A 20239-nucleotide genomic window follows, 5' to 3' on the forward strand; every position below is an offset into this window, starting at 1 on the left:
CGCCATGGCCGCCAGGGTTTTGCGCTGGATCAGAACTCCAGGTTGTCGATCAGGCGCGTCTTGCCCAGGCGCGCGGCGCCCAGGGCCACCAGCGGTGCACCGGCCAGTTGCGCGCCCTCGGCGGGGGGCTGCAGGTCACGGCGCAGGCGCACGGTCAGGTAGTCGGGCTCCCAGCCCTGGGCGGCCAGGGATTGCATGGCCCAGGCTTCCAGTTCGGCCAGCGGCGCCTGGCCCGCACGCGCGGCATCGGCCAGTTGCTTGAGCGCCAGCGACAGCGCCATGGCCTGCTGCCGTTCGTCGTCGCTCAGGTAGCCGTTGCGCGAACTCAGCGCCAGGCCGTCGTCGGCGCGCGCAGTGTCTCCGGCCACGATGTTCACGGGCAGGGCGAACTGCTCGACCATGCGGCGGATCACCATCAACTGCTGGTAGTCCTTTTTGCCGAACACGGCCGTTCCGCCGCCGCTGGCGAAGAATACGGCCGAGAACAGCTTCATCACCACGGTGCACACGCCCGTGAAGAAGCCGGGGCGGAAATGGCCTTCGAGGATGTCGGCCAGCTGCGCATCGGGCTGGATCTTGAACGTCTGCGGCTCGGGGTAGAGATCGGCTTCGCGCGGGGCGAACAGCAGGTCGCAGCCTTCGGCCTCCAGCTTGGCGCAGTCGGCCTCCCAGGTGCGCGGATAGCTGTCGAAATCCTCGTGCGGCAGGAACTGCAGGCGGTTCACGAAGATGCTGGCCACGGCAATGTCGCCGTGCTGGCGCGCGGCGCGCACCAGGGACAGGTGGCCGTCGTGCAGATTGCCCATGGTGGGCACGAAGGCGGGGCGGCCCTTGCTCGACAGGATGGCGCGCAGGTCGGCGATGGAATGAACGATTTGCATGGGAAAACGGGGGAACGGGAAGCGGAAAGCGGAAAAACGGATCGTGCAGCCTGCCGGACTACCAGGCGTGCTTGCTGTCGTCGGGGAAGCTGCCGTTCTTCACGGCATGCACATAGGCCTCGAAGGCGCCTTTGACGCTGCCCGCATCCGCCATGAAGTTGTGCACGAAGCGGGCCATCTTGCCCAGGTTCACGCCCAGCATGTCGTGCAGCACCAGGACCTGGCCGGCCGTGCCGCTGCCCGCGCCGATGCCGATGGTGTGGCAGTGCGGCAGCTCGGCCGTGAGTTCGCGCGACAGCTGTGCCGGCACCATCTCCAGCACCAGCATGGAGGCGCCTGCATCCTGCAGCTCCAGCGCATGGCGGCGCAGCGTGGCCGCGCCCTCGTCGCTCTTGCCCTGGACGCGGTAGCCGCCCAGCGCATGCACGGTCTGCGGCGTCAGGCCCAGGTGGGCGCAGACGGGCACGCCGCGCTCGACCAGGAATTGCACGGTGGGCGCGGTCCAGCCGCCGCCTTCGAGCTTGACCATATGGGCGCCGGCCTGCATCAGCTCGCAGGCGCTGCGCATGGCCTGCTCGCGGCTTTCGGCGTAGCTGCCATAGGGCATGTCGGCGATCAGCCAGGCCGTGCCCTGCACGCGGTGCAGGCCGCGCGCCACGCTGGCCGTGTGGTAGCACATGTCCTGCAGCGACACGCCCACGGTGCTGTGCAGGCCCTGGCAGACCATGCCCAGCGAATCACCGACCAGGATGCACTCCACGCCGGCCGCATCGGCCACGGCCGCGAATGTGGCGTCATACGCGGTGACCATGGTGATCTTCTCGCCGGCCTCGCGCATCTGCGCCAGGCGCGGAAGGCTCACGGGGCGGCGCTGGGGCAGCGGCGAGGCGGGAGGGATGGTGCCGTAGGGCGTGCCGGCGGTGACGGGTGCTTGGGTCATGGGGCGCTCGGAGGGGGATGGAATTGCCGCGAGTCTATGCGATGCGCGCGGGGGGCACCTGTCCCTGAGCTGTCCTTTGCTGTTCCGTCACCTTTCGGGCAGGCCACGCCATCGGCGCCACAGCGGAGACAGCAGGGCCACGAGCATGGCCGTGCTGGCTGCCACGGCAGGCGCGCTCATCAGCAGGTCCAGCCAGTGCTGGGTATCCGTCCAGGGGCCTGCGCTGCCGGTGGGGTGTGGCAACAGCAGTGCGGACCACTCAGACCAGGCGGCGGCGAGCCATATCAGGGCCAGCGACATGCCCAGGGCCAGCAGGACCGCGCCGGCCCAGGGGCGCTTGAGCACACGGATGCGCAGCCAGGCGACCGATATCAGCGCGGCCGGAAACAGCCCCAGCACATAGAGGCTGGTGATTCCCAGCATCCCGGCCAGCACGCTGCCAAGCAAGGTCAGGACCAGGCATGCGCCCCAGGCCACCAACTGCATGGCAGGCATCAGGCGCACCAGCACCAGGGCCAAGGCGAGGAAAAAGCCAACGCTGGCGGCCGCCAGCAACTGGGACATCCTTGGCCATTCGTCGTCGCGGGACCTGTCAGCGCGCCGCAGATGGCTTTCCTGGTAGGCCGGCAGGGCCAAGCCGTAGCGCGCGTGCTTCCATTGCACATGCTGCAGCGGGCTCCACCGGCTGTCGAACATCTCCAGCAGCATGAGCCACTCACGGTTGCTCTGGGCCAGATAGGTACCGAAGCATTTGCGCGGATCCGGCTCCAGATCCAAAGGCCTGCTGCGACCCAGGGCTGGTTTGCAGTTGGAATCCTGTGCCCTGGATGCCTTCTCGACATTCCCTGGCTGCGGGTTCGCGGCCAGGTAGGCGCGCCATTCCTGGGCCAGGGGGGATTGCAGCGCGCTGCGGTAGCTGGCCAGCAGGTGCTCCGCCTCGCCCTGGGCGGAGCTGGCAGACTGGCGCACATAGCCTCTGGCCTGCAATGGCTGGCCGTAGCGCTCCAGCGTCGCGGCAATCGCGGCCTGGTCTCCGCGCATCAACCAGACCAGGGCCTGGATGCTCGGGTACTTCGCCGGATCGACCTCTTCCTCGCGCAGCACACGTATCCATTCCACGAGCATGGCCGCCTGGCGTGGCGCGACAAGCGCCTCCAGGGCGGCGACTTGCTCGACAGTCTGGATCTGTGCACTGACATCCGTGTCCGACCATTGGCGCTGCATCCGCATTTCATAGATGGGCGAAAAGGCGATCGCAGGCGCGAACAATAGCGATAGGAACAAGGCTCCCCACAGGTACTCCCACCACAGGCCCCAGCGGCCCACGGGGGCGTGTTCGCGCCAGCGGTTGTGGATGCGCACGCGCAGCAACCACCACAGCGCCAGGCCGATCGCCACGATCCAGGCCACGACGAAGCCGATGTCCAGTGCCAATTGCTCGGGCGTTTGCCGGGCCGTGGACGCAACGCCGGGCAGGGAGCCCATCCAGCGCGCGGGTTCGGCCATCCATTGCATCCAGATGCCCAGCACCAGCACGCACCACAGCAGCGCCAGCGGCAGATACCAGTGCAGGCGCAGCTGCCACAGCAGGGGGCAGCGCATCAGCGCCCATTGGTCCCAGCGGTTCGTCATATCGGAAAAACGTGGCATGGCTCAGTCCCTCACGAACAGGCGGCGGGTGGATGCGGTGATGTCGCGGAAATAGCGCACGGGCATCTGTGCCTGCACGGCCTGTGCCAGGAACTGCGCTGCCGTGAACGGCACGTGAAAGCTCACGATGTGGGTCTGGCCGCTGAGCTGGTGCGTATGGGATGGCAGCCGGTCCAGCCAGGGTTTCAGTTGCGCCATGGCCCAGCCGGTCTCGAACTCGATGGCACAGCCTTCCATGGCGGCAAAGCTCTGCTGGACGCTGCGCGGCTGGCCTTGCTCCAGGAACAGCACCTGGTCGGCCACCTTTTCCACCTCGTACAGCTGCTGTGAACTCAGCACCAGGGCCATGGCTTGCCAGGGCGAGCGCGCCAGCGACTGCAGATCGGTCAGCAGGGTCTGCTGGGCGTTGATGTCCAGGTTGGCCAGCGGCTCGTCCAGCAGCAGCACGCGCGGCCGGCACAGCAGGGCGCGCGCCAGCTCGAAGCGCATCTTGTAGCCCGAGGACAGCTGTTTCCACTGGTGGCTCCGGAAGGCGCGCAGCCCCAGCTGCGCGATGACCAGCTGTACCAGGCAGATGTTGCGTTGGCCCACGGCGCCATGGCTGCGCGCGGCGAATTGCAGATGGTCCATCAGGCGCCCGCCCCAGACGGCCGGGCGCTGGGGGATATAGGCGAGCTGGGTGCGCAGCAGGTAGGCATCGGTGGCGGGAACGCCCCAGTCCAGCTGTCCTGCGTCGGGCGCCAGATCGGCGGCCAGCAGGCGCAGCAAGGTGGTCTTGCCGTTGCCGTTCTCGCCCACCAGTCCCAGGATGGTGCCGGGCTCCACGGCCACATCCACCGGCCCCAGCGCAAAGTCGCCGCGCCGGTAGCGCTTGACCAGTTGCCGTCCCTGTACACGGTGCGCACGGTGCGCGCTGGGAGGTGCGGAATCGGCCTGCAGCGCCTGGCCCGGGGCATGGGCGGCATGCAGGGCATCGAAGGCCTGCTGCACCAGCGCGCGGCGTGGCTCTGCGCCGGAATCGGCCGCAAGGCCATCCCAGGCATCCAGCGCAGTCAGCAGGCTCTGCTGCACGGCGGTTTCGGCCGGCAGGGCGGCGTCTATGAGTGCACGCCACGCGCCATGCCATTGCTGGCTGGCGATCGCCTGTTCCACGGATTGCGCCCAGGCCGCCACGGCGGCCTGCGGGCGCGCGGGTGGTCGTGCCGATTCGATGCTCGATTCCATGAAGCCCTCCCTTTTTTCTGTGCTGCGCGGTGCGGCCATCCGGGGAGCCGGACAGTGCGATTCCCGGCGCGCGACGAGTCTATGCGATCCCGCTATGCTGTACTTCCCGCGACGGACGACAGGGCCCGTACAGGCCCTGCGGATGCGCTTCAACGGTGTTGCACCATGTCCGGTTCCTTACAGACATCTCCGCTTCTTCCCGCCGTGGCCTGGCAGGGCCTGCGCCAGGTCCATGTGCTGCAAAGCCTGACCGACGAGCGACTGGCCGAACTGGCGGCGCAGTGCCGCTGGCAGCATCTGGCGCTGCACCAGACGCTGGAGGGCGCGTACACCGATCAGCGTCTCTACATGCTCGTGCAGGGCGGCTTGCGCGTCAGCAGCTATGCCCCCAACGGGCGCGGGCTCACGCTGGGCGAGATTGCCCAGGGCGTGTTCTTCGGCGGCCTGCCGCAGCAGCAGGTGGGCTGCACGGCCATGCCCCTGGTGGTCGAGGCAGGCGTCCCCAGCCTGATTGCCTCGCTGGCCCATGAGGATGTGGAAGCCCTGCTCATGAACGAGCCCCAGGTCCTGCGCGCCTTCATCGGCCGGCTCAGCGACCTGGCCGTGGCGCTGGCGCGCCGCATGGTGGATCTGGGAACGCTGTCGGTGCGCAGCCGCCTGCATACCCAGTTGCTGGAACGTGCCGAGCGCGCGGGCATCGACCAGGGGCAGGCCCTGCTGGCGCCCGCACCCCGGCAGACCGACCTGGCCCTGATGCTGGGCTCCAGCCGCGAGGAAGTGGCGCGCGAGATGTCGCGCCTAGTGCGCCTGGGCCTGCTGCGGCGCGAAGGCCGCAACCTGCGCATCTGCCATGTCGAAGGCCTGCGCGTGCTGCTCGAGGAAGCGCGCTGAGCCTTTGCCTGCCGCAGCTGTTTCAAGCCGCGAAAAACACTGTTTCAGGAACGCGTGAATTCGCCTTCTGTCGAGGGGCGCACGGGTGAAAGGCAGCGGGCCGCCCGGGCCGGATGCGAAAACACGTGAGAAAACGCACAGACGAAGAATGCTGCAGCGCCGCATAGTACGTCCATGCCGTGAGGAAATGAATGCCGAGCGGCCTTTTGAAAGGATCTGACATGCGTACCCTCTCCGCTGCACTGGCCGCCCTGACCCTGGGCCTCGCCGGCACTGCAATGGCCCAAGAAGCCGTTTCCCCCTCGTCCTCCGCCACCGCAGGCCTGAGCCGCGCCGAAGTGCTGGCCGACCTCGAAATGTGGCACCAGGCGGGCATGACCTACCTGCCCTCGCCTTCGGCAGACCGCGACATCAGCTACAACTCGGCCGAATACCAGCGCGGCCTGGCCCGCTACCAGCAACTGCGCAGCGGCCCCGCCTACCGTGAGGCCGTGGCCCGCCTGGAAGGCCAGCACACCGTCACGCAGAAGTGATGTGAATGGATATGGGTCCGGCATGGTGCCGGGCCTGTTGGTGGAAAGCGTCCTTTCGGGATGCTTGGTTTGGCGCCCTTCGGGGCGCTTTTTTGTTTCCCTCGCTCTACACTGGGCGGCCCCGTGTCAGTGGCTGCTATCGATAGCGAAGCTGCTGATGCAAGTACAGCATGCGTTGACGGCCGTTTTGTGAAGTTTCTGATCGATTTTCCCAACCCCCATGACGGTTCGGCCGCCCGGCTGCGCCATGGCTTCGGGCCGCCGCTGCGCAGCCTGGCAGCCCATGCGCCCGAGCAGGTGCGCGGTGTGCTTGACGCCGTGCAGCAGGCCGCCCAGGCCGGCCTGTGGTGCCTGGGCTGGGTGCGCTACGAGGCGGCGGCGGCGTTTGACGCGGCCTACGCTGGCGCCTTGCATGCCACGCCGCAAGGCGAGCCGCTGGCCTGGTTTGCCGTCTTCGACGGCCCCCGGCCCTGGCCTGAAGACGCGGACGCAGTCGATACCGGCCCTCAGGTGCAATCTCAGGCGCAATCTCAGGTGCAATGGCAGCCCGGCCTGGAGCGCGCGGATTTCGATGCCGCCATTGCGCGCATCCACGAGGCGATTGCGGCCGGTGACTGCTATCAGATCAATTACACGGCCCAGTTCATGGGCCGGCTGCTGGGCGACATTCCATCGCTGTTCGCCGCGCTGCGCCGTGCCCAGCCCGGCGGCTACGTGGCCTGCATGGACAGCGGCGACGAGCAGGTGCTGTCCGTCTCGCCCGAGCTGTTCTTTGACTGGGATGGCGAGCGCATCCTCACGCGCCCCATGAAGGGCACGGCGCCGCGTGGCGCCACGCCTGAACAGGACGAGGCGAATGTCCAGGCCATGCGGTCCTCGCCCAAGGAGCGGGCCGAGAACGTGATGATCGTGGACCTGCTGCGCAACGATGTCTCGCGCATTGCCGAGCCTTTCAGCGTCCAGGTGCCGCGCCTGTTCCATGCCGAACCCCTGCCCACCGTGTGGCAGATGACGTCCGACGTGCAGGCGCGCACGCGGCCCGGCACCGGCCTGGCGGACGTGTTTGCGGCACTGTTTCCCTGCGGCTCCATCACGGGCGCGCCCAAGCGCCAGGCCATGCGGCTCATCCACGAACTGGAGTCGGGTCCGCGCGGCGTGTACTGCGGCGCCGTGGGCGTGGTGCGGCCCGGCATCGCCGCGGGGCGCGTGCACGCCACCTTCAATGTGCCCATACGCACGGTGGTGGCGCGTGGCACGCAACTGCGCTGCGGCATCGGCAGCGGCATCACCTCGGGCGCCGAGGCGCCTGCCGAATGGCAGGAATGGCGGCACAAGAGGGCTTTTCTGGACAAGGTGTGAAAGGGCGTGCAGCCATGGCGGATACGGACTTCGATTTCGACATTCTGGAAACCCTGGCCCTGCGGGATGGCGGTTTCATCCACCTGCAGCGCCATGTGACGCGCATGCAGGACGCGGCGCGGCATTTCGGCCGGCCCTGCACGGATGCCGTGCTGGAGCAGGCATTGCAGCAGCTGCGCCAGGCGCACGCCAGCGGCCACTGGCGCGTGCGCCTGGCGCTGGATGCCGCGGGGCGGATACAGACCCAGGCGGCGCCGCTGCCGCCTTCCGCCACGCCTGTTCGGCTGGCGCTGGCCGCCCGGCCCATCGCCAATGCGGTGGCGCATGGCGACTGGGTGCGTTTCAAGACCTCGCGCCGCGCGCACTACGACAGCCTGCAGCCCACCGATGCCTCGGTGTTCGACACCGTGCTTCACAACGAGGACGGCGAGATCACCGAAGGCACGCGCGGCAACATCGCCGTGCTGCTGGCGGGCCGCTGGGTGACCCCGCCGCTGTCCAGCGGCCTGCTGCCCGGCGTGGGCCGCGCGGTGGCGCTGGACGAGGGCCGCGTGGTGGAGCACCCGGTGCGGCTGGACGATCTGCCGCGCGTGCAGGGCTGGGCCTTCGTCAACAGCCTGCGCGGCTGGCTGCCGGCAGTTCTGCGCTGAGCTGCAGGCCAGGGGTGGAACTCATGGTTTTCAGGGATGGATTCCACAAGGCAATGTCAGACAATCGGTGAATATTGTTGAGCAATATCATTTTGATTGTTGGCTGATACCTGTCTCCCTTGAGATCGATCCATGCATGAATTCCGTATTTCCCGCCGCGCGCTGATCGGCGCCGCGGCTGTCCTGGCGGCGGGCCCGCTGTGCGCCCAGACCACCTATCCCAACAAGCCCATTCGCGTCGTCGTCGGCTACGCGGCAGGCGGCTCGGTCGACCTGGTGGGGCGCGTGGTGGGTGACATCCTGGCCAAGCACCTCAATGCGACCGTCGTGGTCGACAACGTGCCCGGTGCCGCCGGCGTGGTGGCCGCGCAGCGCGTGGTCGGTGCCAAGGCCGACGGCTATACCCTGCTCGCAGGCTCCAGCAACGAATTGGCGGGCACGAAGTTCGTCAATGCCGCGCAGAAGTACGACCCGGCCACGGACCTGACCGGCATCGCGCTGACCGGCGTGCTGCCCAACCTGTGGGTGGCCGGCACCAAGATGCCGGCCAGGACCATCGACGAGTTCATCGCCCTGGCCAAGGCCCATCCCGGCAAGTACAGCTACGGCAGCCCGGGCATCGGGTCCACGCCGCATTTCTCGGGCGAGCTGATCAAGAAGATCGCCGGGGTGGACATCGTCCATGTGCCCTACAAGGGATCGGCCGCGATGACCAGCGACCTGGCCGGCGGCAACCTGGATTTCGCCATCGTCTCTCCCTCGGTGGCGGCTCCGTTCATCCAGAGCGGCAAGATCAAGGCCCTGGGCGTGACCACGGCCCACCGCATCGCCATGATGAAGGACGTGCCCGCACTGGGCGAGAACGCAGCGCTCAAGGGCTATGCGCTGAGCGGCTGGTTCGGGCTGGCGGGGCCCAAGGACCTGCCTGCCGAGGTGGTGGCCAGCCTGCACAAGGCCTTGAAGGCGGGCTTGGCCGATCCGGCGATGCGCGCGCGCCTGGAAGGGGCGGGCATCATTGCCCCCACGGGCGACGAAAACCTGGGCCAGATCATCCGTACCGACATGGCCAAGTACGCCGAACTGGTCAAGTTCGCCAAGATCACGCCGGAAAACTGAAGCACGGCCCGCCGCCATGAAAAACGCCTCGCTCCCCGAGGCGTTTTTTCATTCGGGCCTGTGCAGGGCATGCAGGGCCAGCAGCCCCTCGAACGCGTCGCGCAGCGGCTGCAGCGACGGGCCGGCAGGCGCCAGCCGTTGCAGCGCGCAGACCGCTGCCTCCAGCGTGGACAGCTGGCCCGGCGCATGGGCCTTGCGCAGGGCGCCGTAGCGCGAGGCGGGCAGGTCGCCCTGCAGTGCCAGGCGCGGCAGGGCCTGCAGGCCGGGGTTGAGGTAGAGCATCTTGCGGCTCTTGCGCCAGGTGGCGTCCAGCACCACCAGGCGCAGGTCCTCGGGGCATGGCGCGGGCTGCGGCCAGGGCGCTTGCCTGGCCAGGCCCAACTGGTCGCCGTGCGGTGTTTCCGGATAGAGCAGTACGGCCTGCCGCGGGGCGTCGCCGGCCTGCCAGGGCGCGTGCAGCAGTGCCTGCAACTGCGCTGGCTCGAAGGCCTCGCCCACCGCCAGGCGGCTGGCGGGCAGGCACAGGTGCAGCAGCCGGCCCGTGCCCTTGGCCTGCAGTTCTTCCTCGGGATGCTGGAGCACCAGCAGCTGCACCGCATGCGGCACCGGCTGCACCAGGGGGCACAGGCAGGTGCGCTCAGGGCGCAGGCATTGCGCGCAGCGTGCGCGGGTGCTCACGGCGGACAAGGCCCGGCGCCTGCCTTACAGGCGACCCTTGTAGTAGCTGGGCTTGTCCATGTCGGCGATTTCCACGCTGAGCTGGACCATCATGCCGGCCGGCTGGGGCGTGAGGCGGCGCAGCACCGCGGCAATGCCTTCGGACAGTTCCTTTTTGGCCGTGTCGGTACGGCCTGCCAGCAGGCGCAGCTGCACATGGACGAAGCCGCGGTTGGCGGGCGCCGAGCCGATCTCGAACTGGCTGACCGGCAGCAGGCGGGCCTTGACGTCGGCCTCGTCCAGGATGCTGGGGTGGCCGCAGACGAAGGCGTTGAGTTCGGTCAGCAGTTGCTGGCCGGGCAGGCCGGCGAGGTTGTCGGTGTATTCGACGTAGAGATGGGGCATGGATGTCTCCGTTCCGGTGGTGAAGAGGGATTCAGGGGAGGGGTGGGGCCAGGCGCGAGACCTCGTCCAGCGCCGTCAGCAGCAGCTGTACGTCGATGCGCGTGTGGGAGGCCGACAGCGCGATGCGCAGCCGCGCCGTGCCTTCGGGCACGGTGGGCGGGCGGATGGCGGGCACCCACAGGCCGCGCTCGCGCAGGCCCTCCATCACGGCCAGGGCCGTGGCGTTGGAGCCTATGACCAGGGCCTGCACGGCGGTGCGCGAAGGCAGCAGCTGCCAGCCCGTGCGCGCCAGCAGCGGCGTGAGGCCGGCGCGCAGCTCGGCAATGCGTTCGGCCAGGGCCTCGCGGCGCTCGTCCTCGGCCTCGATCAGGGCCACGCTGGCCTGCAGCGCGCTGGCCAGCATGGGCGGCGCGGCCGTGGCGAAGATGTAGCTGCGCGTCTTTTGCAGCAGCCATTCGACCAGCATGTCGCTGCCCGCGACAAAGGCACCGGCCACGCCAGCGGCCTTGCCCAGCGTGGCCATGTAGAGCACGCGCGGCGAGGCGTTTGCGCCCGTCAGTCCCGCCTCGGCCAGGCTGCCCCGGCCTTGTGGGCCGAGCACGCCGAAGCCATGCGCGTCGTCGAGCAGCAGCAGTGCGTCGTACTGATCGCACAGCGCCAGCAGGCCGCGGATGTCGGCCACGTTGCCATCCATGCTGAACACGGCATCGCTGATGACCAGCTTGCGGCGGGCCGTGCTGGCGGCCAGTTGCGCGGCCAGGTCGCCCAGGTCGGCATGGGCATAACGGTGGACATGGGCACGCGACAGGCGGGCGCCGTCGATCAGGCAGGCGTGGTTGAGCGCATCGGAGAACAGGGCATCGCCCGCGCCCACCAGGGCCGGCACGATGCCGGCATTGGTGGCGTAGCCCGCATAGAAGTAGAGCGCGCGCGGCAGTTGCACGAAGTGCGCCAGCTGTTCCTCCAGCGCGGCGTTGGCCGTGCTGTGGCCGCTGACCAGAGGCGAGCCGCCCGAGCCCACGCCAAAGGCCTGGGCGCCCGCGCAGGCGGCGCGCACCAGGGTGGGGTGGCCGGCCAGGCCCAGGTAGTCATTGCTGCAAAAGGCCAGCATGGGGTGGCCGTCCACCTCCATGTGGGCGCCGCTGGCGGCGCCCTGCAGCGGCGCCGTGGCGCGGCGGCGGCGGCGCAGGTGGGCCGCGTCGAGCTCGGCGATGCGTGCGGGGATTTCGTCCAGCCAGGAGCCGCTCATTGCCATTGCTCCGGCAGGGTGTAGGTGGTGGCGCGCGGGTCGGGGTGCTGCTGGAAGGGGATGTCGGCCAGCAGCGGCGCCTGCAGTTGCCGGTCCAGGTGCTGGCGCAGCCAGGCCATGTTTTCCTCGGGCACCAGCATGGCGGGGTCCACGCGGCTGGCAATCCAGCCGGCCAGGCGCAGTCCGCGCGCGCGAATGGCCTCGGCCGTGAGGGCGGCGTGGTTCAGGCAGCCCAGCCGCAGGCCCACGACCATGACCACGGGCAGGTCCAGCGCGCAGGCCAGGTCGGCGCCCGAGAGCTGGTCGGACAGCGGCACGAGAAAGCCGCCCGCGCCTTCCACCACCACGGCGTCGGCCTGTTGGGCCAGGCGCCGGTAGCTGTCCACGATGTGTGCGATCTCTATGGAGCGGCCCGCGCGCTGCGCGGCGATGTGCGGCGACATGGGATCGGGCAGCAGCACGGGGTTGTCGAGTTCGGGAGGCACGGCCAGGGTGGACGCGGCGCGTAGCGCCAGCGTGTCCTCGTTGGCCCAGCCGCCGTGGCCGTCGGGCTCGGCGCCTGCGGCCACGGCCTTCATGCCCACCACGCGGGCATGGTGGCGGGCCAGCGCATGCAGCAGCCCGCAGGAGGCCAGGGTCTTGCCCACGCCCGTGTCGGTGCCGGTGACAAAGCAGCCAATGGTGCGGTGGGCGTTCACGAATGGTTCTCCTGGGCCAGGGTGTCTTCAAGGGCGGCCAGCGCGCTGGCGGCCAGGTGCTGCACGGCCTCTTCGTCCAGCAAATAGGGAGGCATGGCGTAGAGGGTGTTGCTGATCGGGCGCAGCAGCAGCCCGCGCTCCAGTGCGGCTGCGCTGTAGCGGCGCGAGAAGTCGGGCAGCGAGGTCTGCACATCCCAGGCCCAGATCATTCCCTGGCGCCGCGCGTGGCGCACGCGGGCGTGCTGGTTCAAAGGGGCGAAGGCGCCGTCCAGCCTTTGCGCCAGCGCGAGGTTGGCGTTGATGGCATCGGTCTGCTCGAACAGCTCCAGCGTGGCCAGGGCCGCGCGGCAGGCCAGCGGGTTGCCGGTGTACGAGTGCGAGTGCAGGAAGCCACGCGCCACGGAATCGTCGTAGAAGGCGGCGTAGACGGTCTCGGTGGTCAGCACGGCCGACAGGGCCAGCGTGCCGCCCGTCAGGCCCTTGGACAGGCAGATGAAGTCCGGCCGTATGCCGGCCTGCTGGTGGGCGAACATGCTGCCCGTGCGGCCGAAGCCCACGGCGATCTCGTCCACCACCAGGTGCACCTCGTAGCGGTCGCACAGGGCGCGCGCCAGGCGCAGGTACTCGGGGTCGTGCATGGCCATGCCGGCCGCGCACTGCACCAGCGGCTCGACGATGAGGGCGGCCGTCGTCTCGTGGTGCTGCTCCAGCCACTGGCGCAGGCCTTCGGCGGCGCGCCGTGCCACATCGGCCGGGCTTTCGCCGCCTTGCGCGCCGCGTGCATCGGGGCTGGGCACGGTGTCGGCCAGGCGCACCAGAGGCGCATAGGCTTCGCGGAAGAGGGGGATGTCGGTCACGGCCAGCGCGCCCACGGTTTCGCCGTGGTAGCCGCCGGCCAGGCCGGCAAAGCGGCTCTTGGCGGGGCGGCCCAGGTTGCGCCAGTAATGCGCGCTCATCTTGAGGGCGATCTCGGTGGCCGATGCGCCGTCGCTGCCGTAGAAGGCGTGGCCCAGGCCGGTGAGGGTGGCCAGCCGTTCGGACAGCTCCACCACGGGCGCGTGCGTGAAGCCGGCCAGCATCACATGGTCAAGCTGGGCGAGCTGGTCGGTGAGCGCGGCCTGTATGTGCGGATGGCTGTGGCCGAAGAGGTTGACCCACCAGGAGCTGACGCCATCCAGGTAGCGGCGCCCTTCGGTGTCGTGGAGCCAAGGGCCCTGGGCACGCGCGATGGCGATGGGGGGCGCGGCCTCGTGCCGCTTCATCTGGGTGCAGGGGTGCCACACAGCCGCAAGGCTGCGGGCGGCAAGCGATTGAGTCATCGCGCGATTGTCACACCGCAGCGCAGCTCACAGCTGCTGCGTGGGAACGTGGTGGCGCAGTTCGACCTGGCGGTTGGCATCGTCCACGAAGACCAGCTGCGGCTGGTGCGTGGCCACGTCGGTCTCATGCACCTGGGCGAAGGAGGCAATGATCAGCAGGTCGCCCACGGCGGCGCGGCGCGCGGCCGAGCCGTTGACCGAGATCATGCCGCTGCCGCGCTGGCCCTTGATGGCATAGGTGACGAAGCGCTCGCCGTTGTCGATGTTCCAGATGTGCACCTGCTCGTTCTCGACGATGTTGGCGGCGTCCAGCAGGTCCTCGTCGATGGCGCAGGAGCCTTCATAGTGCAGCTCGCATTGCGTGGTCTTGACGCGGTGGATCTTGGATTTGAGCAGGGTGCGGAACATGTTTGTCTCTCGAGGGGCGCTTTGCGCGGTCTTGATGGGGCCTTGGCTGGCAAAAAAAACCACCAAGTCTATATGCGAAGGAGAAATCCCATGAAGGCCGTGAAGTTGTTCAACGGCAGCGGCGCCGCTGCGGGACTGGGTTCAGTTCAGGTCGAGCACGCAGCCATCGCCGATGCTGTCGCGCCATACGCGGATGCGGCTGGGAGCGGGCTGCAGGTCGGCCAGGGAATCGGCAATGAACAGGCACAGGTTTTCCAGCGTGGGCTTGCCCAGGCCGGGGATTTCGTCGAGAAAGCGGTGGTCCAGCGCGTCGCCCAGGGTCTTCAGGCGCGAGCGCAGGTAGCCCAGGTCGATCACCATGCCGTTGTCCGGATTGCGCGGGCCGGTGACGCTGACCTCGGCGTAGTAGGTGTGGCCGTGGATGCGGCGGCTGCTCTCGGTCTCGATGGCGCGCTCCAGCGTGTGGGCGGCATCGAAGAAAAAGCGCTGGTGTACGGTGAACTGCATGGCAAAAATCAGCGGATGCCGGTGAGCTTGTGGGTCTGCAGGCTCAGGCGCCAGGCCGGGCGCTGCAGGCATTGCGCTATGCAGGCGGCCGTGTTGTCGGCCTGCAGGACGTTGTCCATGGGCTGCAGGAAATAGCGGTCGAAACGGGTGCCGGCCTCGATGGCCTGCAGGTCGAAGCCGGGCTGCGGCCAGACCAGCTTGAGCTCCTGGCCGCTGCGCTGTACCCATTCGGCGCCCGCCTTGGGGCTGATGCACAGCCAGTCGATGCCCTCGGGCGCGGCCACGGTGCCATTGCTTTCCACGGAAATGCGAAAGCCGCGCGCATGCAGGGCGGCGATCAGGGGCTCGTCCACCTGCAGCAGGGGCTCTCCCCCGGTCAGCACCACCATGCGGTGCTGGCTGTCGCCGGCCGGCCACTGGGACAGGATGCGTTCGGCCAGGGCGTCGGCCGTGGCGAACTTGCCGCCCAGCGTGCCGTCGGTGCCCACGAAGTCGGTATCGCAGAACTGGCAGATGGCGCTGGCGCGGTCCTGCTCGCGGCCGGTCCAGAGGTTGCAGCCTGTAAAGCGGCAGAATATGGCCGGCGTGCCGGCCTGGCCGCCCTCGCCCTGCAGGGTGTAGAAGATTTCTTTGACGCTGTAAGTCATGGTGCATGGAGGCCGGTGGAGCCGGCCTGTCGGTGTGCGCGTGCCTGTATCCGTGCCCGCTAGACGGGCGTATAGGCCAGGCGCACGTAGATGGGCGCAAAGGCTTCGGCCTGGGTGATCTCGATCAGCGTTTCCTTGGCCAGCTCCAGCAGGGCGATGAAGGTCACGACCAGCACGGTCGAGCCTTTCTCGGGCTGGAACAGGGTCTCGAACTCGACGAAGCGCCGGCCCTGCAGGGCCTTGAGCACCTGGCTCATGTACTCGCGCACCGAGAGTTCCTCGCGCGTGATCTTGTGGCTTTGCACGAGCTTGGCGCGCTTGAGAATGTCGCGCCAGGCCGATTGCAGCTCGGCCACGTCCACATCGGGAAAGCGCGGCTGCAGGTTCTGCTCGATGTGGATCTGGGCCCTGAGGAAGTCGCGTCCGTAGTGCGGCACCTGGCCGAGCTGGTGGGCAGCGAGCTTGATCTGCTCGTACTCGAGCAGCCGGCGCACCAGCTCGGCGCGCGGGTCCTCGGCCTCTTCGCCGCCTTCCTGCTTCTTGGGCGGCAGCAGCATGCGCGACTTGATCTCGATGAGCATGGCCGCCATCAGCAAGTACTCGGCCGCCAGCTCGAGGTTGCGGCTGCGGATCTCGTCGACATAGCGCATGTACTGGCGCGTCACGTCCAGCATGGGAATGTCGAGGATGTTGAAGTTCTGCTTGCGGATCAGGTACAGCAACAGGTCCAGCGGCCCTTCGAAGGCTTCGAGGAAGACCTCCAGCGCATCGGGAGGGATGTACAGGTCCTGCGGCAGGGCGAACAGCGGCTCGCCGTACAGGCGCGCCAAAGCCACCTGGTCGATCACGACCGGGGTGCTGTCGCCAGGAGGGGGGGATGTGGCGGAGGCGCCCGCAGGCGCCAGCGCGGATTCAGCCTCGGCCATGCCTTGCTGCCTGGGCGAATGCCGCATGCGCAGGGTGCACGGTGGGAACAGGCTGATTTTTCATCGCATGGGCAATCAGGAGTTCGTCTGGTAGACGTAGGGCTTCTGGTCCACGCGGCCGGCGCGCAGGTCTTCCCAGACTTCGTGGTTCACGTCCTTGTCCCACAGCAGAGAGCGGCCGGCCAGTTGCTGGCTGGGCAGCTCGGGCTTTTGCTTCTTCAGGTCGTTGATGAAGTTGGTGGCGTCGGAGCGATAGTCGGGGCGGCGAAAGAATGACATAGTCTGATAACCTCTTGAATCGCGTGATTTTACCGGGACACCGCCGATGAACCTAGTCTCCCGTCTTCTGGGGGTTGCCGTGGCCGTGATGGGCATGCTCTCGCTGCCCGGCTGCGATCCCCAAAACATCAAGGAACTCGAAGAAGGCCTGTCCACCGAGGCCGACGTCCGCGCCCGCTTTGGCGAGCCCGAACGCATCTGGACCGAGCCCGACGGCTCGCGCACCTTCGAGTACAACCGCCAGCCCGCCGGCAGCCGCAACTACATGATCACCATCGGCACCGATGGCCGCATGAGCGCGCTGCGCCAGGTGCTGGCGCCGCACAACTTCGAGAAAATCCGCCCCGGCATGGACGAGGAGCAGGTGCGCCGCATGTTGGGCAAGCCCGCCAAGATCACGCCCTACCAGCTCAAGCAGGAAACCGACTGGGACTGGAACTACATCGATCCCCCCACGCGCGACATGGAGTTCACCGTGACCTTCGGGCCCGACGGCCGCGTGCTGCGCAGCGCGGGCCGCGAGAAACTGCACGGCGGCGCCTGACAGCAGGCCCCCGCAAGCTCCTGCAAGCATCCTGCGATGCGCTGTACCCTGCACGCCACAGCGCGCCGGGGCAACAGTCTCTAGAATCCGGGTTTGTACCTATGACACCCCATGGGTACGGTGAAGGCCCCGAACCGGGGCCTTTGCGACGATAGATCTGTCATCACCCCGACAATGTCCATGCCTTCCCTACCCGCTGCCGCGCCCGCTGCGCCTGTCCCGGCCACCGCTTCGCTGCGCCATGGCCTTTTCGAGGATGTCCAGGCCCTCTTCACCGGAACCCTGTTCGTGGGCATCGCCATGATGATGTTCGCCCAGGCGGGGCTTTTGACGGGAAGCACGGCGGGCCTGGCCTTCGTGCTGCACTACGCCACGGGCTGGCCGTTCGGCCTGGTCTTCTTCGCGATCAATATCCCGTTCTACTGGTTTGCCTGGACGCGCGTGGGCCGCACCTTCACGGTCAAGACCTTCATCTGCGTGGGCGCGCTGTCGCTGATCACCGAAATGGGGCCGCGCCTCATCCACATCGACTACCTGCACCCGGCCTTTGCCGCCATTGCGGGTGGCCTGCTCATGGGCTCGGGCCTGCTGTTCCTGGCGCGCCACCGCTCCAGCCTGGGCGGCGCCACCATTGCCTCGCTCTACCTGCAGGACCGCTACGGCATCCGCGCCGGCAAGGTGCAGATGGCAATCGACTGCTGCGTGGTGCTGCTGGCGCTGTGGGTCGTGCCCTTCGAGCGCGTGGCCTGGTCGGTGCTGGCGGCCGTGGTCATGGGCGTGTTCCTGGCCGTGAGCCACCGGCCCGGGCGCTACGCCGGGCAGTAGCCTCAGGGCGTCAAAGGCTGCCCATCGGGCGTGCGGTAGCGGACCGTGATGCCGCTGTTGTCTGCGGCTGCCCCGTCATCGCTCATCGCATCGACGGCCTTGCCCACTCCCTTGCCGACGATCTTGGCCGTGCCCACGGCCGCATCCGCGGCCAGCCCCACGGCAGAGGCCGTGACGCTGACCGCCGTGGCCGTCACGGCCACCACGGTGCAGCCGGACAGCAGGGCGCCGGCGCACAGGCAAAGAAAAGCCCCCAGGGCCGGGGACCGTGAGGGCTTGCGGGACTTTGCAGACTTCATGATTGTCGTCCAACACACTGTGCGCAATCTTTGAAACCGGCAGAGCCTAAGTCAGGGACGCCGAGGAAGGGCCGCCCCGCACCGAGGGTGTCGTCCCCCTTCAGGGGGAAGGCGCGAAGCGACTCAGGGGGCATTTCAATGTATACGCATGCCGGGTGTGGCGCCTGGGAAGGGCTCCAGCACGTAGATGCCGGGGTTGGCCTTCTCATCGGCGTGGCTGGCGGCCAGCACCATGCCCTCGGAGATGCCGAACTTCATCTTGCGCGGCGCCAGGTTGGCCACCATCACGGTGAGCTTGCCCTGCAACTGCTCGGGCTGGTACATGCTGGAGATGCCGGAGAACACGTTGCGTGTCTTGCCTTCGCCCACGTCCAGCGTGAGCTGCAGCAGCTTGGTGGAGCCTTCCACGGGCTTGCATTCCACGATCTTGGCGATGCGCAGGTCCACCTTGGCGAAGTCGTCGATGCCGATGGTTTCGGCAATCTCCTCGCCGCCGGGCAGGACCTTCTCGACCACGGGCTCGGGGGCCTCGAACAGTGCCTCCAGCTGCTTGACGTCCACGCGCTGCATCAGGTGCTTGTACAGGCCGATGGCATGGCCGGCGCCCAGCAGGTTCTGTGCGTCGGCGAACTGCAGCGGCGCCACGTTCAGGAAGCCTTCCACCTGTTCGGCCACGGCCGGCAGGATGGGCTTCAGGTAGATGGTCAGCAGGCGGAAGGCCTCGATGCAGGTGGTGCACACGTCCTGCAGGCGGGCGTCCATGCCTTCCTGCTTGGCCAGCTCCCAGGGCTTGTTGGCATCCACGTATTCGTTGACGCGGTCGCACAGCTGCATGATTTCGCGCACGGCGCGGGCCGTGTCGCGGTTCTCGAAGGCCTGGACAACGGCCTCGCTCTGGCCGCGCAGCTGGGCCAGCAGGGCCTGGCCGTCTTCGCTGACCGTGCCCAGCTTGCCGTCGAAGCGCTTGGCGATGAAGCCGGCCGCGCGCGAGGCGATGTTCACGTACTTGCCGATCAGGTCGGAATTGACGCGGGCCATGAAGTCATCGGGGTTGAAGTCGATGTCTTCATTCTTGCCGTTGAGCTTGGCGCCCAGGTAGTAGCGCAGCCACTCGGGGTTCATCTGCAGGCCCAGGTACTTGAGCGGGTCCAGTCCGGTGCCGCGGCTCTTGCTCATCTTCTCGCCGTTGTTCACGGTCATGAAGCCGTGCACGCAGATCTTGGTGGGCGTCTTGCGGCCGCTGAACTTGAGCATGGCGGGCCAGAACAGCGTGTGGAAGGTGATGATGTCCTTGCCGATGAAGTGGTACTGCTCCAGCGTGGGGTCGGCCATGTAGGCCTCGTAGTCCTCGCCACGGCGGTCCAGCAGGTTCTTGAGCGAGGCCAGGTAGCCCACGGGCGCGTCCAGCCAGACGTAGAAGTACTTGCCCGGCGCATCGGGGATCTCGATGCCGAAGTAGGGCGCGTCGCGCGAGATGTCCCAGTCGCCCAGGCCTTCGCTGGTCGTGCCGTCCGGGTTGGTGCGCACGCCGAACCATTCCTTGATCTTGTTGGCCACCTCGGGCTGCACATGCTGGCCGTCCTGGGTCCACTCGGTCAGGAACTCCACGCAGCGCGGGTCCGACAGCTTGAAGAAGAAATGCTCCGAGCTCTTGAGCACGGGCTTGGCGCCGGACAGCGCCGAGTAGGGGTTGATCAGGTCGGTGGGCGCGTAGACGGCGCTGCAGACCTCGCAGTTGTCGCCATACTGGTCCTTGGCGTGGCAGCGCGGGCATTCGCCCTTGATGAAGCGGTCGGGCAGGAACATGTTCTTCTCGGTGTCGAAGAACTGCTCGATGGTGCGCGTCTCGATGAAGCCGGCAGCCTTCAGGTCCCTGTAGATCTGCTGGGCCAGCACGTGGTTCTCGGGCGCGTCGGTGTTGTGCCAGTTGTCGAAGGCGATGTGGAAGCCGTCCAGGTACTGCTTGCGGCCTGCGGCGATGTCGGCCACGAACTGCTGGGGCGTCTTGCCGGCCTTCTCGGCCGCAATCATGATGGGCGCGCCGTGGGCGTCATCGGCGCCCACGAAGTTGACCGCGTTGCCCTGCATTCGCTGCGCACGCACCCAGGTGTCGGCCTGGATGTATTCCATGATGTGGCCGATGTGGAAGTTGCCGTTGGCGTACGGCAGGGCGGTGGTGACGAAGAGTTTGCGTGCGGTCATGGATGGCGGCTTTCTCGGGGGAACCTGACA

The 20239-nt window shown here is 67.9% G+C and carries 23 protein-coding genes; 7 read left to right on the plus strand and 16 right to left on the minus strand.

The window, feature by feature from the left end; all coding sequences use genetic code 11:
• Positions 1-29 precede the first annotated feature (29 nt).
• From panC to DACI_RS09080, 4 genes are all read right to left on the minus strand, one after another.
• Positions 30-881, minus strand: coding sequence for a pantoate--beta-alanine ligase (gene panC / locus DACI_RS09065; RefSeq protein WP_012203748.1), 852 nt, complete (start codon positions 879-881; stop codon positions 30-32).
• Positions 882-939: 58 nt separating this feature from the next.
• Positions 940-1821 (minus strand): 3-methyl-2-oxobutanoate hydroxymethyltransferase, encoded by an 882-nt coding sequence (panB, locus tag DACI_RS09070; RefSeq protein ID WP_012203749.1) that lies wholly within the window; start codon positions 1819-1821, stop codon positions 940-942.
• 87 nt (positions 1822-1908) lie between these two features.
• Positions 1909-3471: a hypothetical protein gene (locus DACI_RS09075; protein ID WP_012203750.1), complete on the minus strand. Its 1563-nt coding sequence runs from the start codon at positions 3469-3471 to the stop codon at positions 1909-1911.
• A 3-nt stretch (positions 3472-3474) separates the two neighbouring features.
• Positions 3475-4695 carry an ATP-binding cassette domain-containing protein gene (locus tag DACI_RS09080; RefSeq protein ID WP_043781027.1) on the minus strand — a complete coding sequence of 407 codons (1221 nt, stop codon included), beginning with the start codon at positions 4693-4695 and terminating at the stop codon, positions 3475-3477.
• Between the two features lie 165 nt (positions 4696-4860).
• Between DACI_RS09080 and DACI_RS09085 the strand changes: the two genes are divergently transcribed.
• The 5 genes from DACI_RS09085 to DACI_RS09105 all read left to right on the plus strand — a co-directional run bounded on the left by DACI_RS09085 (position 4861) and on the right by DACI_RS09105 (position 9244).
• The gene (locus DACI_RS09085; RefSeq protein WP_043781030.1) at positions 4861-5586 is read left to right on the plus strand and encodes a Crp/Fnr family transcriptional regulator; all 726 of its coding nucleotides are present in this window, start codon (positions 4861-4863) and stop codon (positions 5584-5586) included.
• 221 nt (positions 5587-5807) lie between these two features.
• Positions 5808-6119, plus strand: coding sequence for a DUF4148 domain-containing protein (locus DACI_RS09090; protein ID WP_013803916.1), 312 nt, complete (start codon positions 5808-5810; stop codon positions 6117-6119).
• A gap of 189 nt (positions 6120-6308) precedes the next feature.
• Positions 6309-7478: an aminodeoxychorismate synthase component I gene (gene pabB, locus DACI_RS09095; RefSeq protein WP_043781034.1), complete on the plus strand. Its 1170-nt coding sequence runs from the start codon at positions 6309-6311 to the stop codon at positions 7476-7478.
• Positions 7479-7492: 14 nt separating this feature from the next.
• Complete coding sequence (locus DACI_RS09100) at positions 7493-8128, plus strand: aminotransferase class IV (RefSeq protein ID WP_043781037.1); 636 nt, start codon at positions 7493-7495, stop codon at positions 8126-8128.
• Between the two features lie 132 nt (positions 8129-8260).
• Positions 8261-9244 carry a Bug family tripartite tricarboxylate transporter substrate binding protein gene (locus DACI_RS09105; RefSeq protein ID WP_012203754.1) on the plus strand — a complete coding sequence of 328 codons (984 nt, stop codon included), beginning with the start codon at positions 8261-8263 and terminating at the stop codon, positions 9242-9244.
• Between the two features lie 48 nt (positions 9245-9292).
• Here the strand turns inward: DACI_RS09105 and DACI_RS09110 are convergent, their stop codons facing one another.
• The 10 genes from DACI_RS09110 to DACI_RS09155 all read right to left on the minus strand — a co-directional run bounded on the left by DACI_RS09110 (position 9293) and on the right by DACI_RS09155 (position 16339).
• On the minus strand, positions 9293-9931 hold the full coding sequence (locus DACI_RS09110; RefSeq protein WP_012203755.1) for a tRNA-uridine aminocarboxypropyltransferase: 639 nt from the start codon (positions 9929-9931) through the stop codon (positions 9293-9295).
• Positions 9932-9946: 15 nt separating this feature from the next.
• Complete coding sequence (locus tag DACI_RS09115) at positions 9947-10306, minus strand: 5-carboxymethyl-2-hydroxymuconate Delta-isomerase (protein ID WP_012203756.1); 360 nt, start codon at positions 10304-10306, stop codon at positions 9947-9949.
• A 31-nt stretch (positions 10307-10337) separates the two neighbouring features.
• Positions 10338-11555, minus strand: a complete 1218-nt coding sequence (gene bioF, locus DACI_RS09120; protein ID WP_012203757.1) for an 8-amino-7-oxononanoate synthase — start codon at positions 11553-11555, stop codon at positions 10338-10340.
• Positions 11552-12253 carry a dethiobiotin synthase gene (bioD, locus tag DACI_RS09125; RefSeq protein WP_012203758.1) on the minus strand — a complete coding sequence of 234 codons (702 nt, stop codon included), beginning with the start codon at positions 12251-12253 and terminating at the stop codon, positions 11552-11554. Before bioD ends, bioF begins: the two co-directional genes overlap by 4 nt.
• Positions 12250-13572: an adenosylmethionine--8-amino-7-oxononanoate transaminase gene (gene bioA / locus DACI_RS09130; RefSeq protein WP_012203759.1), complete on the minus strand. Its 1323-nt coding sequence runs from the start codon at positions 13570-13572 to the stop codon at positions 12250-12252. Before bioA ends, bioD begins: the two co-directional genes overlap by 4 nt.
• 27 nt (positions 13573-13599) lie before the next feature.
• Positions 13600-13980, minus strand: coding sequence for an aspartate 1-decarboxylase (gene panD, locus DACI_RS09135; protein WP_012203760.1), 381 nt, complete (start codon positions 13978-13980; stop codon positions 13600-13602).
• A 141-nt stretch (positions 13981-14121) separates the two neighbouring features.
• Positions 14122-14487 carry a 6-pyruvoyl trahydropterin synthase family protein gene (locus tag DACI_RS09140; protein WP_012203761.1) on the minus strand — a complete coding sequence of 122 codons (366 nt, stop codon included), beginning with the start codon at positions 14485-14487 and terminating at the stop codon, positions 14122-14124.
• Positions 14488-14495: 8 nt separating this feature from the next.
• A complete protein-coding gene (gene queE, locus DACI_RS09145; RefSeq protein ID WP_012203762.1) occupies positions 14496-15134 on the minus strand; it encodes a 7-carboxy-7-deazaguanine synthase in 639 nt (212 codons plus the stop codon).
• Positions 15135-15193: 59 nt separating this feature from the next.
• Positions 15194-16060, minus strand: coding sequence for a segregation and condensation protein A (locus DACI_RS09150; RefSeq protein WP_050771882.1), 867 nt, complete (start codon positions 16058-16060; stop codon positions 15194-15196).
• Between the two features lie 75 nt (positions 16061-16135).
• Entirely contained in the window at positions 16136-16339 is a 204-nt protein-coding gene (locus tag DACI_RS09155; RefSeq protein ID WP_012203764.1) for a DUF3460 family protein, read from the minus strand.
• A 46-nt stretch (positions 16340-16385) separates the two neighbouring features.
• On the opposite strand from DACI_RS09155, the gene bamE reads away from it, so the two are divergent.
• Complete coding sequence (bamE, locus tag DACI_RS09160) at positions 16386-16883, plus strand: outer membrane protein assembly factor BamE domain-containing protein (protein ID WP_012203765.1); 498 nt, start codon at positions 16386-16388, stop codon at positions 16881-16883.
• Between the two features lie 174 nt (positions 16884-17057).
• Positions 17058-17708 (plus strand): YitT family protein, encoded by a 651-nt coding sequence (locus DACI_RS09165; protein WP_043781040.1) that lies wholly within the window; start codon positions 17058-17060, stop codon positions 17706-17708.
• Positions 17709-17710: 2 nt separating this feature from the next.
• Here DACI_RS09165 and DACI_RS09170 read toward each other — a convergent pair whose 3' ends face one another.
• A complete protein-coding gene (locus DACI_RS09170; protein ID WP_012203767.1) occupies positions 17711-18007 on the minus strand; it encodes a hypothetical protein in 297 nt (98 codons plus the stop codon).
• Positions 18008-18142: 135 nt separating this feature from the next.
• On the minus strand, positions 18143-20209 hold the full coding sequence (gene metG, locus DACI_RS09175; RefSeq protein ID WP_043781042.1) for a methionine--tRNA ligase: 2067 nt from the start codon (positions 20207-20209) through the stop codon (positions 18143-18145).
• Positions 20210-20239 lie beyond the last annotated feature (30 nt).

This window comes from Delftia acidovorans SPH-1 (genome assembly GCF_000018665.1).
Lineage (GTDB): Bacteria > Pseudomonadota > Gammaproteobacteria > Burkholderiales > Burkholderiaceae_C > Comamonas > Comamonas acidovorans.

Bases quoted from the DNA above. Each gene is read 5' to 3' on its own strand.
- DACI_RS09155 (WP_012203764.1), bottom strand. From the start codon at position 16,339: ATGTCATTCTTTCGCCGCCCCGACTATCGCTCCGACGCCACCAACTTC.
- DACI_RS09075 (WP_012203750.1), bottom strand. From the start codon at position 3,471: ATGCCACGTTTTTCCGATATGACGAACCGCTGGGACCAATGGGCGCTG.
- DACI_RS09165 (WP_043781040.1), top strand. From the start codon at position 17,058: ATGTCCATGCCTTCCCTACCCGCTGCCGCGCCCGCTGCGCCTGTCCCG.
- panB (WP_012203749.1), bottom strand. From the start codon at position 1,821: ATGACCCAAGCACCCGTCACCGCCGGCACGCCCTACGGCACCATCCCT.
- panC (WP_012203748.1), bottom strand. From the start codon at position 881: ATGCAAATCGTTCATTCCATCGCCGACCTGCGCGCCATCCTGTCGAGC.
- DACI_RS09170 (WP_012203767.1), bottom strand. From the start codon at position 18,007: ATGAAGTCTGCAAAGTCCCGCAAGCCCTCACGGTCCCCGGCCCTGGGG.
- DACI_RS09105 (WP_012203754.1), top strand. From the start codon at position 8,261: ATGCATGAATTCCGTATTTCCCGCCGCGCGCTGATCGGCGCCGCGGCT.
- bamE (WP_012203765.1), top strand. From the start codon at position 16,386: ATGAACCTAGTCTCCCGTCTTCTGGGGGTTGCCGTGGCCGTGATGGGC.
- DACI_RS09085 (WP_043781030.1), top strand. From the start codon at position 4,861: ATGTCCGGTTCCTTACAGACATCTCCGCTTCTTCCCGCCGTGGCCTGG.
- bioF (WP_012203757.1), bottom strand. From the start codon at position 11,555: ATGAGCGGCTCCTGGCTGGACGAAATCCCCGCACGCATCGCCGAGCTC.
- DACI_RS09080 (WP_043781027.1), bottom strand. From the start codon at position 4,695: ATGGAATCGAGCATCGAATCGGCACGACCACCCGCGCGCCCGCAGGCC.
- DACI_RS09150 (WP_050771882.1), bottom strand. From the start codon at position 16,060: ATGGCCGAGGCTGAATCCGCGCTGGCGCCTGCGGGCGCCTCCGCCACA.
- panD (WP_012203760.1), bottom strand. From the start codon at position 13,980: ATGTTCCGCACCCTGCTCAAATCCAAGATCCACCGCGTCAAGACCACG.
- bioA (WP_012203759.1), bottom strand. From the start codon at position 13,572: ATGACTCAATCGCTTGCCGCCCGCAGCCTTGCGGCTGTGTGGCACCCC.
- DACI_RS09090 (WP_013803916.1), top strand. From the start codon at position 5,808: ATGCGTACCCTCTCCGCTGCACTGGCCGCCCTGACCCTGGGCCTCGCC.
- metG (WP_043781042.1), bottom strand. From the start codon at position 20,209: ATGACCGCACGCAAACTCTTCGTCACCACCGCCCTGCCGTACGCCAAC.
- queE (WP_012203762.1), bottom strand. From the start codon at position 15,134: ATGACTTACAGCGTCAAAGAAATCTTCTACACCCTGCAGGGCGAGGGC.
- DACI_RS09100 (WP_043781037.1), top strand. From the start codon at position 7,493: ATGGCGGATACGGACTTCGATTTCGACATTCTGGAAACCCTGGCCCTG.
- DACI_RS09115 (WP_012203756.1), bottom strand. From the start codon at position 10,306: ATGCCCCATCTCTACGTCGAATACACCGACAACCTCGCCGGCCTGCCC.
- DACI_RS09140 (WP_012203761.1), bottom strand. From the start codon at position 14,487: ATGCAGTTCACCGTACACCAGCGCTTTTTCTTCGATGCCGCCCACACG.